This is a genomic window from Photobacterium sp. MCCC 1A19761 (assembly GCF_037389125.1).
Classification (GTDB): Bacteria; Pseudomonadota; Gammaproteobacteria; order Enterobacterales; family Vibrionaceae; genus Photobacterium.
The window spans coordinates 1-15,523 of sequence record NZ_JAZGTF010000035.1; the positions used below are offsets into that span (position 1 = coordinate 1).

Here is a 15,523-nt window from a genome sequence, read left to right on the forward strand (position 1 = left end):
AAGAAATGGACGATGCCAATTAGAAACTGGCGGCAAGCCCTGAACCGATTTATGATTATGTTCGAAGACCGATTAACTGAATACTTGTAACCCAGGGCAGTTACACAGAATTATTTACAGGGTCACAGAATGATTTTTATCGTATTCGGAGCTTGCCTTTTTCAACACTTCTAAATCGTCTGAGCATAATAATCTCTTCAGGCTATCGATTTTCTCATCAGGCCACTCATAAATCCTAAGAGCTAGTAGTTCGTCGATCGTCTCTCGAGAAAATCGATATTTGACATGCTTAGCTGGTGAGCCTGCAACCATGCTGTAAGGCTCAACATCTTTAGTCACCACGCTGTTTGCCGCAACAATTGCTCCTTCTCCGATAGTCACACCCGGCATTATCATGGCTCGCATGCCGAGCCAGGCTCCATCGCCAATGTGAGTATCTCCTTTTCCTACGTATGCTTCTTCAATAAAGTCCATAAATGGGTACAAGGAGAACCAATCAGCTCTATGTGTACTGTTTCCCCCCATAACAATCACAACTTCTGCCGCAATACAGACGAAGTCGCCTATATGCAACTTGTCAAGCTTCCATTTTGGTTCCCAATCTCGACTGAACTCATCGCCTTGTAGATATCTTACAACGGATTCCTCAAAACCGGCGTCCCAACAATCACTGTAATAACTATGTTTACCTTTAATCGTTATATTTGGGTTCGTAACAACTTCATGTAGCAAAGTCACCTTAGACCAATGCTTAGTTTTCATGAACACTCCTATAAAATACTATCAAATAAAACAATTCAGATATTATGAATCTAAATTATTTCTAATAATTACGCAGTTACTATTACCACTAAAATTTACTTCACTACCGAGCTAATGATGTTGTAAGCAGCCTCTACTCTTTCTGCATTAGGGTAGTTTTTATTCGCTAGAATAACTATACCTATCTTTTCAGAAGGTACATATGCGACATATGCTCCAAATCCACCAGTTGAGCCCGTTTTGTTATACAAAACATTACGACCGAGTGTACCAGACGCGCTTGCTTTAACCGGTTTAGCGTTGAGAATGAGATCGCTGGAGTTGCCCTCCAACAATTGAGAAAGTGAGACAGGGTAATCATAACCTTCCCACCCTACGGCTTGCGTAAACGTGTTGGTATCAAAATACCCAGCATGAGTTCGCTCTAGCGCATTTTCTATATCAGTATTAAGTTGCGCTTGACCCATATTTGCTTCGATAAATTGAAGCATATCTAAGCTTGTTGATTTAATACCATAGGCTTCCGCGTCGAGTAGGCCTGGGTTTACTCTAACGGGTTCTCCCTCAGAGTTATAACCAAATGCGTAGTTACTAAGCTTATCCTTTGGTACGTTTACAAACGTATTTGTCATACCGAGCTCAGGCAGGATGACGGTTTCCATCATTTCCGTATAGTCTGACTCCATACTCAAGGCACCGATGTAGCCAAATAGACCAATACTAGGGTTTGAGTACTTCCTCTTTGTTCCTGCTTCGTACTCCGGCTTCCACGTTTTGTAGTAATGTATCATTTCAGCATAGTTCGTCACTTCGCTGGGGAATTGCAATGGTAGACCACCCGCGGTGTATGTTGCTACATGAACTAGCTTGGTATTACCAAGAACACTATTTTCTAACTCCGGAATATAATCTTTTATCTTGTCATCCATGTTCAGCTTACCTTTTTCTTGGGCGTACCCAGCCAAAGTGGCAGCAAAAGTTTTACTGATAGAGCCGAGTTCAAAAATTGTGTCGTTTGCAACTAAACTACCGTTACTTTTGTCAGAAAAACCGTAATTATAAAAGTAACGCTTACCATCAATCGTTACTGCAACAGCCAAACCTGGTATATCGTATTCTTTCATTAATCCTTCAGCGCATTCATCAACTACGCTCTTTAGTTGATTTCTGACCGTTAAATCCGCTTTCGCAAATGTGACGAAAGAACTTAGTGACAAAATTGCCAGCAATGCATAGTTTAATTTCATTGTACCCTCAACATTTAATTTTCACTTGTAATTAATTTTTGTTTTATTAAAAGACTCTTAATTTTTTATATAAAAGCAATACTGACTCGAAGAACTCCAAGCAGTAACACTAAATGAACAACGTTAATAAGAGTTCTGTATCATATAAATAAGGTTTGCACCTGTTCACCGTTGATAGGTAGACCAGTTAGATGAGAATGTGAGTAACATCCATTTGCAAAATGGGGAAATAATGTACTCAATTTCGCTTTCTCCGTATAGATATAACGGTATACTAGATTGATATATCTAACGTATACAGATCCAAATCCTCACAACATTTTAGAACCACTTTTCAACGTCTACAGAGAAAACGATGCCATTATCACTACACTTCGAAACTGGAAAAGTCACCAGCCAACAACTTTATTCCGAGATATACCAAGGGATTATAGAAGGTAGGTTACGACCAAATGAGAAATTACCGTCGACACGCGTATTGTCGAAAAGGTTGGGCATAGCAAGAAATACCGTCATTTCGGTATATGAGCGACTTCAGTTCGAGGGTTGGATAGTACAAAAGGTAGGGTCTGGTACATACATAAGCAATGCTGCAGAAAAAACTGTTAGTCAAGATAAGAGACCAGTGAAAAACTACCAGTTAGGTATGTTTGGCACCAACGCAACAAAGAGCCCAGAAATCATCTCATCAAGAAACCTAGACTATGACTTCACCCTAGGGGTTCCTGACCATCAGAAAATAGCAAAACATATTTGGAGACACTCAAGACTGAGTAGGCTGAATGCATTAACTCCGGAGTTTGCACATGGTGGTGATTTGCGAGGTTTAGCTTGTTTACGAGAGTCTATCTGCGAGTATGTAAGACATTCGAGAGGAGTAATATGTGACCCTGAAGACATTATCATTACGCAAGGGTGCCAGCAGGCAATAATGATGACTCTGCTGACATTACTTTCTCCAGGAGATCTCGTGTCGACAGAAGATCCAGGATATCCTGTTTTTCGAAATCAAGCTCAATTACTTGGCGCGCAAATAAAAGCCGTTCCGATGGACGACCAAGGAGTTGTCGTTGAATCCATTCCTTCAAATACCAAGATTCTTTATACAACGCCTAGTCATCAATTCCCTTTAGGCTTTAGCTACTCAATTGAAAGGAAGTTAGAACTGCTGAAGTGGGCACAAGTTAATAAAGCAATCATTATTGAAGATGATTATGATGCGGAATATCACTACCTAAATACCACTAAGCAAGCTCTAAAAGCACAAGACAAAAATGACTGCGTCATTATGATAGGCAGTTTCTCTAAAATACTATTCCCCGGTATACGCATTGGCTATATGATTCCTCCTAAGTCTTTATTAGAGCCAATTTCAAACATGTTATGGCACTTGGGAAGAAGTACATCTGTAGTGTCTCAAATCCTACTTGACGAATTCATGCGTGACGGTCATTTCTCTCACCATTTACTCAATATGAATAAAGTCTATAGCGAAAGGTATCATAAGCTCACTCAATTAATTGACAACGTGAATTGCTTAAAACGTATTCCGAGCCAAGGTGGATTACATATAGCGGCTGATGTATCGGGGTGCGCGACACAAATTGCTAATAAGCTTGCTTCATCAAATGTAGCGGTTTATCCATCATCGCATTTTTCTATCAACAATCATTCTAATGCTATCTTATTTGGATTTGGCATTATCCCACCAAAAAAGATAGACGAAGCGTTTGATATTATTCAATCAGTGTTAAATTAACCCGAATAGTGAATAACCCGATATTATGTCCCGCAATGAGCTTCAACTCTGAGCCTAGCTCACTTTGCAACTTTGACTTTTACGCTCCATTCAAAATCAGAATGATAGCAAGAGCAGGCATACATACATATAAAGCATCAGGATACTTTTTCTAATCTATCGAGGTTGTGTTGGTTCTATAACACTAACTCACTTCTGTCCATTTTCACGTTACCCGTGACCTGCCCGCACTATCATCCTCTATAGTCACACGTTATTCTCCCTTCATCCAGGTAGATAAAAGAAGGGCAGCCCAAGCTGCCCAGACAGTAGAACGATGCGTATGGGTGGCGGGCGCTAAACCAAAATCAAGGGAAAACAGCGGCTGCCGTGGAGCCACAGCCTTGGTTGGGGGGAGGTACCAAACCACCCACTGAGCGGATCGTTTGGTACTTGATAATGGCTAACCATAATTTCCGGTAGGGTTCGTGCTTAGAAAATCGAGCGGGGCATCACGACGTCGGCGCGAGCCCAAGCACGGCGGAAACGTTTTTCTGTGTCAGCAGCCAAGTCCGTTTTACCCTGGGCCTTCAGGGATTGGGTCAGGCCGTAGAGAGACCAGGGATTCTCAGCGTTTTTAAGTAAATCCTTACGGTAGACCGCTTCCGCTTCGGCCGCATCCCCGTGATCGAGCAATCGTGCTCCCAGCGCTTGACGGACAGGAAAGTACCATGGCGGTGGCTCATCAAAAATAAGTCTTTCTTCCAGATCGACCCCGCGCTTCAAATGGGCAATCGCTGTTTCAACCTCTCCTCTTTGGGCGGCAATTTCACCGCTCAGAACCTCTACCGCAATAGCTAAGAGTGACGATAGCCTGTTCAGGCCCCAAACTTTGATTGTTGACAGCTCAGGGGCTACTGCTATTGCTTTCAGTTGCATCAGCTCAGCTTCCGCCATATCAACCTTCCCCTTGCGGGTATAGGCCATACCTCGTGCATAATGCCACATGCCTGTCGGGAACTTGAGATCTGCCGGAGGGGCTGGTTCGTCTAAAATTCTGCTCCATCGCCCGAACCGCACCAAAGTGTAATAGGGCGTCGAGTAATACAGCTGCAGTGCACCGAGATCGGGCTGGCGCATCTTCGATGGGTCGATTCCAGAGGCTAGCGCCTTCGCGACCTCGACAGCTTCTCTTGAGCGCCCTTCCATCATGTAACTGGCCAGCAGAAAATGCAGGTTATGAGGCATGTAGCCGACTTGATAGAGGCCGCTCGTATCGAAAGTAGCGCTCAGCACCTTGTCCACTTCGATAGCCTTCTCATTGATTAGGCTGCAGTCATGATAAAGGCCGGCAGCATAGTAGGCGTGTCCGGCCATGTGCACGAGGTGTCCCGAAGCGGGTGCCAACGTCCGAATCAAATCGGCGCTTTTGATCGCGTCTTCTGGCCGCGGTGAGTTTTCCATCAAGTGAATATAGAGATGATGCCCGTGTGGATGGCGGGGATGGTTTACCACAACCTTTTTCAGGATTGTCTCTATCTCTACCGTCCATGGTTGCGCCTGATCATCTTCCGTCCAGTAGTCCCAGGGGTGCAAGTCCATCAGGGATTCCGCATACATTACGGCAATATCCGGGTCATCTGGATAGCGTTGGTACACTTGTCCCATAGCGGTGGCGAAGTCCTGGTCGAGACGGGAGCGGTCGGCAACCGGCTCAGGCGAGTATCGGGTGGCCAGCGCGTTGATCAGAGCCCGCTCCCGGTCACTAGCCTGATCAGCCAGTGACAAGGCCTTTTGTGCCATCGAGTAGGCTCGTGGTACGTCGGTATCCTCCATCGGCGCATTGATGTTCGGGCCGAGCACAAAAGCCACGCCCCAATAGGCCATGGCGTTTTCGGGATCATGCTTGGCAGCCTCCAGGAAGGAAACTTCGGCATCGGCATGATCGAATCCATAAGTTAGCACCAGACCTTGGTTGAAGTAGGCTTGGGCCTCTTTGCTATCGGTCGTGATTGGAAAATCCAGCGCAAACAGACCTTCAAGCAAAGGGGCTTCCTGAGAAGTGCCGGTAACTGCTTGTTTGCCTTCATCATGCGAAAATGCCTGTGGTAAATATATGAACCAGAACAGACCGAAGCTCAAAAGGAATAGTATGGCTCGAAATACAGGTTTTCTGTTTTTCAATAGGTCAGTCATGATATTTCCTTCTTGCGGCTTCTCGCTTGGTATCCCCATGCAGTGATCTTGTCGATATGCCGCAAGTCCCAATGTTTCATTACGATTTAGGAAGAAGTCATAAAATGGCAGGGTTGTATGTCGCCATTTATGGCCCGGAGAAGGCGGTTTCTTAAAGGTTACCCCCGAACCAATAACATAATTCTAGCCAAGGGATACGAGCCGGATATCAGAACCCGTGTTTTTTAAAAGACTGGACAAGGGGCGTTTTGACCAGCACTTCAGATAACTCTGTCAGCCGGGTCTGTTGCAAAGCGCCAGAGAAGGCAAATGGGACTACTGCGTGTGCAATACATTTGCTGAGAGGAGGTCGATTCAGATCGTTTGTTGAGATAATGTTACCCTTGCTCTGGATTCGCATTGGCCATTTTCTTACTATGGATAATCATATCGATAACTTGAGGTGCACTGAATGAAATATACACTTGCTGCCGTAGCCATCGCGCTGCTCCTGAGTGGATGCGCAGAGACATGGAAAGGTGTTAAAAAGGACTCATCTACGATTTGGAGCGAAACGAAGCAGACGACGAATGAAGTCGTTCAGGATACAAAACAGGCGATCCACAAAGCGACTGAGTAATTCAAAACCAATCCACGCAAGCTGAAGAGGAGCTTTCTTATTTTCCGCCGCTTCTTGCATACTTTGCCTAACTCGAAATCTTGAGCTGGAGTAAACCCTCTAGCTCATTGCTGCCCAAAAACTTCTTACCGAAAGAATACCGACATCCCACTCAACACCTTGCTGACTGCCTAGCCATAACTCGCCTCAATCGCGCGGGCCATGGATTCAATCAGCTTCTCCCCCGCACCATGAATTACTGGTTTTGAGCGGTGAAGCTGAATTCCAATCCTGCCCAAGTCGGGTAAGGTTTCGTCCACGGTTACCAGTGTCTCCAGGCAACCAATCCGAGGGCGGGCGGTGATCCCGATCCCGGCATTCACGGCCGGCCAGATGCCGCTTAAGCTCTGGCTTTGATAGACCACTTGCCAGCGAACACCGGCGGCATCCAGCGCGGCGGTCGCTTTCTGCTTGAACAGACAATGAGGTTCAATCACGACCAGTGGGACCGGCTGATGGGCTGCCAGATATTGCGCCAGCGGAAAATCTGGGGCCGCAATCCAGTGAATGGCGGTGTCCGCAATCCGTTCAGAATAAGGGGTTTCTACGGGGCCTTGCCAGGTCACGGACACATCGAGTGAAGCGTCCTGAACGGATGAAATCAGGGTCGCGTAACGCTCAATCATAATGTTGAGCTGCACTTGATCATTGATCCGGGAAAAACGGGCCAGGCACTCAGTGAGGATCCCTTGCGAGAAGTCTTCCTGCAGGCCGACTGACACCGCCCCCTGCAAATCAATCCACCGCAACGCTTCCAGCGCTTCATCATTGAGCGCCAGCATTTTTTGGCGTAACTGAGCAACTGCTCGCCTTGCGCGGTGGGCACCAGTAATCGCCCTTCTTTTCTCACCAAAGTGGCATTGGTTTGTTGCTCCAGTTTTTTCAGATGCGCACTCACCGCAGAGGTCGATTTATGCTGATGCTTCGCCGCCAATGCAAAGCTGCTGAACTCAATGCCGAGTACAAAGGTTTTCAGCGCCTGTAAGTCTAAAACCGTCTCTTTCATCCCGTCTCCCTGGCCGAACTTCCAGATAACCATCCCAAATTATCGAACTAATCGTCCCATATATTTTGATTTTTCAAATCATGAGCCAGTGCCATTATAAGCATCACCGTTCAAACCGGAAGCAATAACATGAGTGATGACAAAGCAAGTAACGACAAGGCGATTTTAGCCATCGCCCCCAAATTCAATGAATTAACAGAAACGGTATTGTTCGGGGATATTTGGCAACGGGAACAGCTCCCCCCGCGCGAGAGAAGCCTGATCACCCTGTCGGCTCTCGCCGCCTTAGGGCGCTTGGAACAGTTGCCGTATCACATCAATTTCGCCAAAGAAAATGGCATCAGTGATGACGAGCTTATCGAAATGTTTACCCATTTGGCGTTCTATGCCGGATGGCCCGCTGCTGTCAGCGCCCTCACGCGGGTTCGGGATGCCAGCTCACCGGCCTAAGCTAACCCCACTCCCTTAACAGAAAAGAGGATCGAACCATGATCGCAATGCAATACAAATTCGTGCTGCCGGCCGACTACCCTATGGCGTCCATTGAGCACCGAATCAAAGACAAAGGACACCTGCTCAATGGCTTTCCCGGATTAGTGTTCAAGACCTATCTCTATGCCCGCAAGGATGCGACACGCTACGTATCACCGGTCAACTGCTACGCCCCGTTCTATGTTTGGGAAAATCATCACGCGATGGTTTCCTTCCTGCAAAGTGAAGGCTTTAAAACCCTGTGTGAACAGTTCGGCCAGCCGAAAGTCGAGACTTGGTTTGTAAACGGCGAGCTGACGGCGCCTACGGCTGAACATGAACTTGCGGTGATCCGTATCGGCCAGCAGGCTTCGGGGCAACATACCCATGTGCAGGGCATCAATTACAGCACATGGCAGCCGCTCGAGGTGATCTGGGTTCGCCCTTCTGAGGCGCAGGAATTACTTGATGGCGATGTTTATGCTGTGGGTTATATTGCGCGGGGCAACCGTCATCTTACTTCGGGCAATCGCTGAAACCTGTCAACCAGATCCGCCCGGGGGCATCAAAAAATCCGAGTGGTTACCGCTCGGATTGTTCAAACCATTTCATCAGGGTCAGGTCATTATCATGATTGCCGGCTTCGCCGATAAAAATTCGCCAGCGCTGTGTGACATAGATCAGTGCTAAATCCCGCAGCTCACCATCCCAACAGCTGCCACCGCTGTCTCCCCTGCCCGCATTGGCAGCCGGAGTCTTTGCGATAGAAGCAACAAACAGCGGCCACCTTGTGCTCAGTCGCACCAGGTGATGGCAGCGGACCTGAGCTTCCAGGCGGAGAGGCTCAGATCCGCTTATAGCTCGGAAACTCCCGGCATGTCACCGGGATATGCGACATAGCAGGCATTGTTATGTTGGCGATTGCGCAAAAAATAAACCTTTACAACCGCTCATATTGAAGTATGATGACTCTCGCTCTGTTGTTCAGATTTATTAATGAATTTTCAAGTCAAAGTAAAACCTCAGAATTTCTTCGTCACTGTTGTTATCCTCAGAGTTTCTCTTAGCTTCATCCTCACATTCAATAATTCAAGCCCGCAGGGCCATCGCATTATCGCGATAAATACGAATTTAACTCTATAAGGGACACAACATGTCTAATAAAACAACTGGTATCGTAAAGTGGTTTAACGAAGAAAAAGGTTTTGGCTTCATTACCCAGGACAATGGCGGTCCGGATGCATTTGTTCACTTCCGTGCAATTGCTTCTGAAGGATTCAAAACACTGGCTGAAGGCCAACGCGTATCTTTCGAGCTTGAGCAAGGTCCAAAAGGCCCTCAAGCAGCAAATGTAGTCGCGCTATAATTGCTGATAGCGTAAGTGGTGTCACAACGACTTACGCTATTTCCTCCCGCTTTCATCCACCACTCACGCTGAAACTGCTTCGTCACTGCCGCTGCGACCCGTTTTTTTCTCCGGTACAAATCCGCAGGAACAGCTTCATTGGCTTTCCAGTACTTCCGTGACTCTATATTTTCAACATCAAGGTAAGATACATATGTCTCGCTCAATTGGTTATAAAAGATTTTGGTTTCATCAAGCCCGAAAAAATTTGAACTCACCACCAGCCGAACAACAAAGGAACGCACATGATTGTAAAGTTTAATATTTTTAAAAATAATATTGTTTGGGATGCCAGCATCCACCAGCTAAACCGTGATATTTTATTGCGTCATGTTTTAACTCAGGGCCATCTTGAGACCAACCAAATCGACTTTTCATATTGCGAAGAGACATGCCAGGGCTATGTCTTAGACACAGAAAAAAATGCAATTGGCATTTTTTATGTTTCTTAAAAATTCAGACTATCATTAAATTTTTTTGATTGCAGAACTCAGGCGAAAATAAATCGACGACCTAGTTTTCATACAAGAAAATCGCCGAACTCCAGGCAAGAATTGCCGTCACTTTTGGCGCACATGATCAAAAATCTGCTGCAGCCCCTGGATATTTGAGGCATGAATCATGACCGGGTGTTTCTTCCGCTGACAGCCCCCAGCCAACACTGGTCTCTCAATAGCCTGGTCTGTGATAAATCTGGCCGGTAAACAGCCCGCTTGCTCAGCACGCTGCCCGATAAAAATTCTGCGCCTCATGTTTGATGGCAAAGTCCACTCCCTATCTCGTCGCCGGCTCTGGTTTAAGAATAAATAACGCCATGACCATGAGCCTTCGAGTTGCCCTCACATGACGCGTACGCAGAATAAAAAAAACCAGCCAGCTTGACGCTGACTGGCATTATTTTTCATAAGCCCTGAATCAGAGCAGACACATTATTGCGCTCCCAGCGCCTGCATGGCTTTCTGGCCCACATCAGTGTGGTGCATCAGGCTGGAGAATGCCTGCGTGGTCGCTTGCGGACCGTACGCAATCACGCCGACCGGTGTGCTGGTGTGCGTCCCGGTACCCCAGACGGTGTTCTGATCTTCGGACAGTGCGCGGCCCAGCAAATCCATGCGGATCTCTTCGCCGTAGACGTAGAAAGATTTGAAGTCGTGTACCTGCGGGAAGTGCGCTTCATCCAGGTAGCTGTGGCCGTGAACGCGGTATTCGTTCTCTTCCATGGCCAGAATATCTTTCGCCTGCTCCAGGTCGATCTTGAACTCGCTGTAGCGGTTGACGATTTTCACCAACGCTTCCGGCGTCTGGTTTTCCAGCGCACCGAACTCAGCAAAGATATCGCCGAAGCTTTTCTTCTGACCGTACAGACGGTCCAGGATGCCAAACTCACCAAAGTTGAAGTTCGGTGCAAACTCACGTTCTTTGAACGCATCGCCCGGCAGCATCTTCGGATTTGGCAACTCGCTGCGCGAGTAGCTGAAGCCGAATGAACCCGTTTCGTGGTCGGCGGTGACCAGCAGCAGGGTATCGTTACGCTCTTTCACCCACTCGTACACGTAGTCGACGGTTTCGTCGAACTTCAGCATTTCGTGCAGCATGGTCCCGGCGTCGTTGTTATGGCCGGCCCAGTCAATCTGGCCGCCTTCAATCATCAGGAAGAAACCATCCGGATCTTTCGCCAGCACGTCCAGCGCTTTTTTGGTCATCTCTTTCAGGGTTGGCTGGCTGCGGTTCGGATCGTTTTTGGTCTGTGTGTACACAATCCCGTTGTCCATGCCGGAATCGCTGAACAGACCCAGCAGCTTATCGCCTTCAGCCTTATCCAGCTGCATGCGATCGAACGCCAAAGCGTAGCCTTGTTGCTGAGCTTCCGTCAGCAGGTTACGCTCATCTTTACGCTTGGATTTGATTTTGACATGACCACCGGTCTGATCCATCAGTGCACTATATGAGGCACCTTTGTCATTGACCGATTTCGGGATCCAGTGACGAAGACCGCCCGACAACATCACATCCACCTGGTTGCTCAGCATATCAACGGCAATTTCATTCTCCATCGAACGGTGCGCCTGGTGCGCGGCAAAGGCCGCAGGGGTGGCGTGCGTCAGACGGGTATCCGAGACCAGACCAGTCGCCTTGCCCATCGACTTGGCTTTTTCCAGGATCGTTTCGACTTTGTTGCCCTGAGCATCCAGGCCAATCATTTCTGAATCAGAGTAAACCCCGGCAGCCAGCTGGGTTGCCGAACAAGCAGAGTCAACGACAATCGCCGTTTTCGGGCTGTGCAGTGACATCCCCAGCACACCATCATTCACCAGCTTGGTCATCGCGGTGCTTTCGCCGTTATATACCGAGTGCGGCGCATAACGGGCATACGTTTCCAGCAAGCCCATCTGCTGCGGGCCCATCCCGTCACCGATCATCATGATCACGTTTTTAACCGGTGCCGGCTGACCCGGAACCTGAGTGGTCTCTACCGCTTCCGGTGCCGAACAACCTGCCAACGTCACCACGCCTGCCATCACTGCAGTTGCAATCAGGCCCGGCTTTTTCATCCCTTTGTTAGATAACATAGAAAATCTCTGAAATTATAATGTAGTTAATAAACTGTTCGGGGCGGATTATGCGGCGGGGTTGTGACAATTCTGTGATAGTTTGCTGACAAACCGATGACACGAAGCGCAGGTTGCGAGCCACCTCTAGAACATTTGCTCTATTGCATAAGCAATCGAAGTAGCCCATGAGATCAAGATGTTAGCCACACAGCGATGTAAATCGGGCGATCAAATCTGCCGTCACCGCCGGATCCGACGGGTTGAAATACAAGACCCCACGGTGGTTCATGAAATTGGAGTCCGGCCGGTTGAGATCCAGTGGCTGGCCAGTGATATCACTCACCCACACCGTACCACAGGCCTGGGCAATCGCGGCCGAGGCGCTGAAGTCCCACACACTCCCGCCGCCCTTACCGGCTTTGGGCAACTTGAGATAGCACCCGGCATCAGCCGTGATCACCCCCATAGCGTTCATCACCGCGCCACGGTTATCCACGACCTCCAGTGACCGACCCGCTTGCGCGGCAACATCCTCCAAAATGGCCAGGCAGGCCGGATAGCGCGGATCGTGCAGAAAACTGCGATCGACATAGACCCGAAACGGCTCCCCCGCTGCCCTGACTCCCCTTACCGCCGGCAACCAAGGCTGGCCATTGCGCATCACCTGGCGGTGGACACGATCGCTCGACGCTCGCGGGTTCAGGGCCTGGAATGTCTCGCCGGTCGCCGGATCATGGACCACGCCAAGCCACGGCCACCCGGCCCGATCGACCAGCGCAATCGCGACCGCATAGCCGGACGACCCTGACGTTGACTGATTTCGCTTATCCGGTGCTGACGCGGCTTCGATAAACGGCAAAGTGCCGTCGAGCGGGTCGATGCACCAGAAATAGGGCCGATGCAACCGTGGATGCGAGGCAGCATCCGACTCGCTGGCGTTTTCTTCACTCAGCAGCGCCAAATCATATTGCGCCAACGTGGGTTGCAGAACCTCGAGAATCCGGGCCTGACTGTCGAGGTCAACCTGGGTCACCACCTGCGAACTCAGGCTGTCCCCGGCTGATTTATGCCCGACCTGTAACCGGCGGCGATCAAACCCGGCAATACAGGCGCCCGCCTGCTCAGCGGCCTCAACCGCCAGGGCCAATAATGCTTTAAGCTGGGATATCGACAGGCGCATGTGATCACTCCGGAATCGTCTGATTGGGGTCGGTAGAGGAAGATTGACTCACACCGGACTCTGGACCCAAATGAGCCAGCTGGACCAATGCCTGATGCGTCAGTTGCTCGGTATAGGCATTGATTTTCCAGTGATCCGGACACCAGCCTTTGACGAAGCGCTGGAAATCCGCCCAGGCGATGGTATAGAGCGGACGCCACGTCTGCTCGACGTCCGCAGCCAGCGCTGCCGGGGTCAGTTGCGTCTCGTGTGCGAGCTTCAGCTCACCTGACAATGATAGCGCCACAATCGCCTCGCGCAGGCTGGTAAAATAGCACTCGAGCAAGGCCGGGACCCGCGCTTCACACTGCTCGAACGGAATACAGCTGCTGAAAAACAGAATCACATCTTTCATCCCGCAGCCCCCGCCGACATATTGAAAGTCAACGGCTGCAACCCGGCTGCCGTCCGGCGTAAAACAGAAATTGGCCAGCTTGGCATCGCCATGCACCAGGGTCTGGTAGCGGCATTGGGACAGCACCTGATCAATGCGCTGCGCTGCAGCTTTTAAAGCGGGATCTTCAAGTGCCGCCAGCTCATCGGGACGCGTTGCCAAATGCCAGTAAGTCCCGGTCGGCCACAAACCGGTCGGCACCGTACCCAGATGCCGGGCATGAAACCAGGCCAGCCATCGCAGACACGCCTGCACTTCAGCTTCGGTGGCAGTCTTTCGTACTTCACTAAAACCCAGAGTCGCCAAATCTTCCAGGATAAGCAGAATATCACCGTCCTGCTCACTTACATACAGACACTGTGGCACCGGACATTCACCCGAGCAGTGCCCGGCAAAGTCCCGGTACCAGTGCGTCTCGACCTGGTAGGAGTGCAGCTTCCGCTGGTGAGAACGGTTGGTATTCCAGCCGCGGGGATGATGCGCCGGTTGTGGCAGCTTGATGTGTTTGACGATCACTGAAGGATGATCGCCGCCTTTCAGCGTGGCTCGAAACAGCTCGCCATAACCGCCCCACAACGGCTGAATGAGCTGAGTGTGGCTGACGGCCTGCGCACCTGTCGCCTGCGCGACCTGCTGCAAAAAATCTGCGGTGATGGTCATAATCTCTTAAGTGGCACGGGATAATTCTGGCTCAGACGGGCAGTGTATCCCAAATGACCCGGCGCGGGCACTTCGGCGCGCTCCCGATGCAGGCTCCGGTGTCGGCTCCGCTGACGGCCAGACGTCGCCTCCCCGCAGGGTGCATATTTCCCGACCGCCATAGGTTGGATCGGGCAAAAAACCAGCAGTCGAACAATTATTTTGTGATTTTGATCGTATTTTGACCAGTTATTAACTGGCTGAAAATTCAGACAAATTAAACATGCAAAAAACTAGCATATTGATTTTTTATCATTTTTGAGACGCTAGTACTTTTTTATTATCTTTTTTTGTTCTGTTATTTTATCGGCTCACTTAACCTTGGCTGAGCAAGTTATGAATAACGACATCCTCCAATTATCGATTGAGGAAATTGAGCAGCGCCTCTCTGCTGATTCACTTTCTGAACAACAACACACCGAACTAAAAAAAGTCGCTTCAGAAAATAGTGACGTTGCAGAACTCATGTATCAATTTTATCTGAATTCAAAGGATTATCGTAACGCGATGTATTATTTGGAGCAGGCCGATAAATTTGATGACAGCTACGCCCAGCTCTGCCTCGCTTCCCTGTACCAGCAAGGCAAGCATTGCAGCCAGGATCTGCTGCGTGCCAAGGGGCTGTTCGAAAAATCGGCTCGTAACGGCGATGCTGAAGCACAGTTTGAAATCGGCAGCCTGCTGTTGTTGAGCGCCGACAATGAAGATGACATTGAACAAGGCACGTACTGGCTGAATGAGTCATTTCTCAATGGTAATGATGACTCTAAAATGTTGCTGGAAGCCGTTTAAATTATAATGATTAATTTAATCACTAACTTATTTCAACAATCAGAACAATAAGACTGTCATAGCTTTTACTGTCATAGTTTTCATTGTCATAGCTTGCATTGACTCCGATACGTCGGTTGACTTGGAAATTCCTTGCGGCAAGATTAAATGCACGCTCCTGGCGGCCATTTAATACGGAATAACGATAAAAATATCGCATTGCGGGACATGGGTATATCTAAAAATAACAACAACTTTCGATGAAACATTTGTGCGGCGTCCATGACGCCGCTTTTTTTTTTTTACCTTTTATATCTCTGACTGGATTTGCTTTTTCGACACTTTGGCAGTGACGTCCCCCCCTGGCGAGTACCGACGGCCCTGACCCCTTTCTGCCAGAGTAGA

14 protein-coding genes and 1 pseudogene are annotated in these 15,523 nt (G+C 48.8%); 6 read left to right on the forward strand and 9 right to left on the reverse strand.

The features are described 5' to 3' along the window. Nucleotides 1-114: 114 nt before the first annotated feature. Together VV869_RS21420 and ampC are read right to left on the reverse strand one after the other, a co-directional pair. Entirely contained in the window at nt 115-762 is a 648-nt protein-coding gene (locus VV869_RS21420; RefSeq protein WP_337736979.1) for a CatB-related O-acetyltransferase, read from the reverse strand. Between the two features lie 95 nt (nt 763-857). Next, the gene (ampC, locus tag VV869_RS21425; protein WP_337736980.1) at nt 858-2,009 is read right to left on the reverse strand and encodes a class C beta-lactamase; all 1,152 of its coding nucleotides are present in this window, start codon (nt 2,007-2,009) and stop codon (nt 858-860) included. Nucleotides 2,010-2,364: 355 nt separating this feature from the next. Here ampC and pdxR point away from each other — a divergent pair, with 355 nt between their 5' ends. Then, entirely contained in the window at nt 2,365-3,768 is a 1,404-nt protein-coding gene (gene pdxR, locus VV869_RS21430; RefSeq protein WP_337736981.1) for a MocR-like pyridoxine biosynthesis transcription factor PdxR, read from the forward strand. 471 nt (nt 3,769-4,239) lie between these two features. On the opposite strand, the gene VV869_RS21435 is transcribed toward pdxR, so the two are convergent. Beyond that, complete coding sequence (locus VV869_RS21435) at nt 4,240-5,943, reverse strand: tetratricopeptide repeat protein (protein WP_337736982.1); 1,704 nt, start codon at nt 5,941-5,943, stop codon at nt 4,240-4,242. 451 nt (nt 5,944-6,394) lie between these two features. Here VV869_RS21435 and VV869_RS21440 point away from each other — a divergent pair, with 451 nt between their 5' ends. Continuing rightward, entirely contained in the window at nt 6,395-6,562 is a 168-nt protein-coding gene (locus VV869_RS21440; RefSeq protein WP_337736983.1) for an entericidin EcnAB, read from the forward strand. A 170-nt stretch (nt 6,563-6,732) separates the two neighbouring features. Here the strand turns inward: VV869_RS21440 and VV869_RS21445 are convergent, their stop codons facing one another. Then, entirely contained in the window at nt 6,733-7,383 is a 651-nt protein-coding gene (locus tag VV869_RS21445) for a LysR substrate-binding domain-containing protein (RefSeq protein ID WP_337736984.1), read from the reverse strand. 83 nt (nt 7,384-7,466) lie between these two features. Continuing rightward, a pseudogene (locus tag VV869_RS21450) lies at nt 7,467-7,640 on the reverse strand (LysR family transcriptional regulator); the annotation flags it as partial. 96 nt (nt 7,641-7,736) lie between these two features. Here VV869_RS21450 and VV869_RS21455 point away from each other — a divergent pair. From VV869_RS21455 to cspE, 3 genes are all read left to right on the forward strand, one after another. Then, entirely contained in the window at nt 7,737-8,057 is a 321-nt protein-coding gene (locus tag VV869_RS21455; RefSeq protein WP_337736985.1) for a carboxymuconolactone decarboxylase family protein, read from the forward strand. A 38-nt stretch (nt 8,058-8,095) separates the two neighbouring features. Next, on the forward strand, nt 8,096-8,614 hold the full coding sequence (locus VV869_RS21460) for a DUF4865 family protein (protein WP_337736986.1): 519 nt from the start codon (nt 8,096-8,098) through the stop codon (nt 8,612-8,614). A gap of 617 nt (nt 8,615-9,231) precedes the next feature. Then, nucleotides 9,232-9,444 (forward strand): transcription antiterminator/RNA stability regulator CspE, encoded by a 213-nt coding sequence (gene cspE / locus VV869_RS21465; RefSeq protein ID WP_337736987.1) that lies wholly within the window; start codon nt 9,232-9,234, stop codon nt 9,442-9,444. Here the strand turns inward: cspE and VV869_RS21470 are convergent. From VV869_RS21470 to VV869_RS21485, 4 genes are all read right to left on the reverse strand, one after another. Continuing rightward, the gene (locus VV869_RS21470; RefSeq protein WP_337736988.1) at nt 9,417-9,785 is read right to left on the reverse strand and encodes a hypothetical protein; all 369 of its coding nucleotides are present in this window, start codon (nt 9,783-9,785) and stop codon (nt 9,417-9,419) included. The two genes, cspE and VV869_RS21470, sit on opposite strands and share 28 nt — an antisense overlap. Nucleotides 9,786-10,412: 627 nt before the next feature. Beyond that, nucleotides 10,413-12,002: an alkaline phosphatase gene (locus VV869_RS21475; RefSeq protein ID WP_443147352.1), complete on the reverse strand. Its 1,590-nt coding sequence runs from the start codon at nt 12,000-12,002 to the stop codon at nt 10,413-10,415. 232 nt (nt 12,003-12,234) lie between these two features. Next, nucleotides 12,235-13,215: a 3'(2'),5'-bisphosphate nucleotidase CysQ family protein gene (locus VV869_RS21480; protein WP_337736990.1), complete on the reverse strand. Its 981-nt coding sequence runs from the start codon at nt 13,213-13,215 to the stop codon at nt 12,235-12,237. 4 nt (nt 13,216-13,219) lie between these two features. Then, the gene (locus tag VV869_RS21485; RefSeq protein WP_337736991.1) at nt 13,220-14,308 is read right to left on the reverse strand and encodes a phosphotransferase; all 1,089 of its coding nucleotides are present in this window, start codon (nt 14,306-14,308) and stop codon (nt 13,220-13,222) included. A 375-nt stretch (nt 14,309-14,683) separates the two neighbouring features. On the opposite strand from VV869_RS21485, the gene VV869_RS21490 reads away from it, so the two are divergent. Beyond that, nucleotides 14,684-15,139 carry a tetratricopeptide repeat protein gene (locus tag VV869_RS21490; RefSeq protein WP_337736992.1) on the forward strand — a complete coding sequence of 152 codons (456 nt, stop codon included), beginning with the start codon at nt 14,684-14,686 and terminating at the stop codon, nt 15,137-15,139. The last annotated feature ends 384 nt before the right edge of the window (nt 15,140-15,523 follow it).

Bases quoted from the DNA above. Each gene is read 5' to 3' on its own strand.
- VV869_RS21485 (WP_337736991.1), bottom strand. From the start codon at position 14,308: ATGACCATCACCGCAGATTTTTTGCAGCAGGTCGCGCAGGCGACAGGT.
- VV869_RS21475 (WP_443147352.1), bottom strand. From the start codon at position 12,002: ATGGCAGGCGTGGTGACGTTGGCAGGTTGTTCGGCACCGGAAGCGGTA.
- VV869_RS21435 (WP_337736982.1), bottom strand. From the start codon at position 5,943: ATGACTGACCTATTGAAAAACAGAAAACCTGTATTTCGAGCCATACTA.
- VV869_RS21420 (WP_337736979.1), bottom strand. From the start codon at position 762: ATGAAAACTAAGCATTGGTCTAAGGTGACTTTGCTACATGAAGTTGTT.
- VV869_RS21455 (WP_337736985.1), top strand. From the start codon at position 7,737: ATGAGTGATGACAAAGCAAGTAACGACAAGGCGATTTTAGCCATCGCC.
- VV869_RS21480 (WP_337736990.1), bottom strand. From the start codon at position 13,215: ATGCGCCTGTCGATATCCCAGCTTAAAGCATTATTGGCCCTGGCGGTT.
- VV869_RS21445 (WP_337736984.1), bottom strand. From the start codon at position 7,383: ATGCTGGCGCTCAATGATGAAGCGCTGGAAGCGTTGCGGTGGATTGAT.
- VV869_RS21440 (WP_337736983.1), top strand. From the start codon at position 6,395: ATGAAATATACACTTGCTGCCGTAGCCATCGCGCTGCTCCTGAGTGGA.
- ampC (WP_337736980.1), bottom strand. From the start codon at position 2,009: ATGAAATTAAACTATGCATTGCTGGCAATTTTGTCACTAAGTTCTTTC.
- VV869_RS21490 (WP_337736992.1), top strand. From the start codon at position 14,684: ATGAATAACGACATCCTCCAATTATCGATTGAGGAAATTGAGCAGCGC.
- VV869_RS21460 (WP_337736986.1), top strand. From the start codon at position 8,096: ATGATCGCAATGCAATACAAATTCGTGCTGCCGGCCGACTACCCTATG.
- pdxR (WP_337736981.1), top strand. From the start codon at position 2,365: ATGCCATTATCACTACACTTCGAAACTGGAAAAGTCACCAGCCAACAA.
- cspE (WP_337736987.1), top strand. From the start codon at position 9,232: ATGTCTAATAAAACAACTGGTATCGTAAAGTGGTTTAACGAAGAAAAA.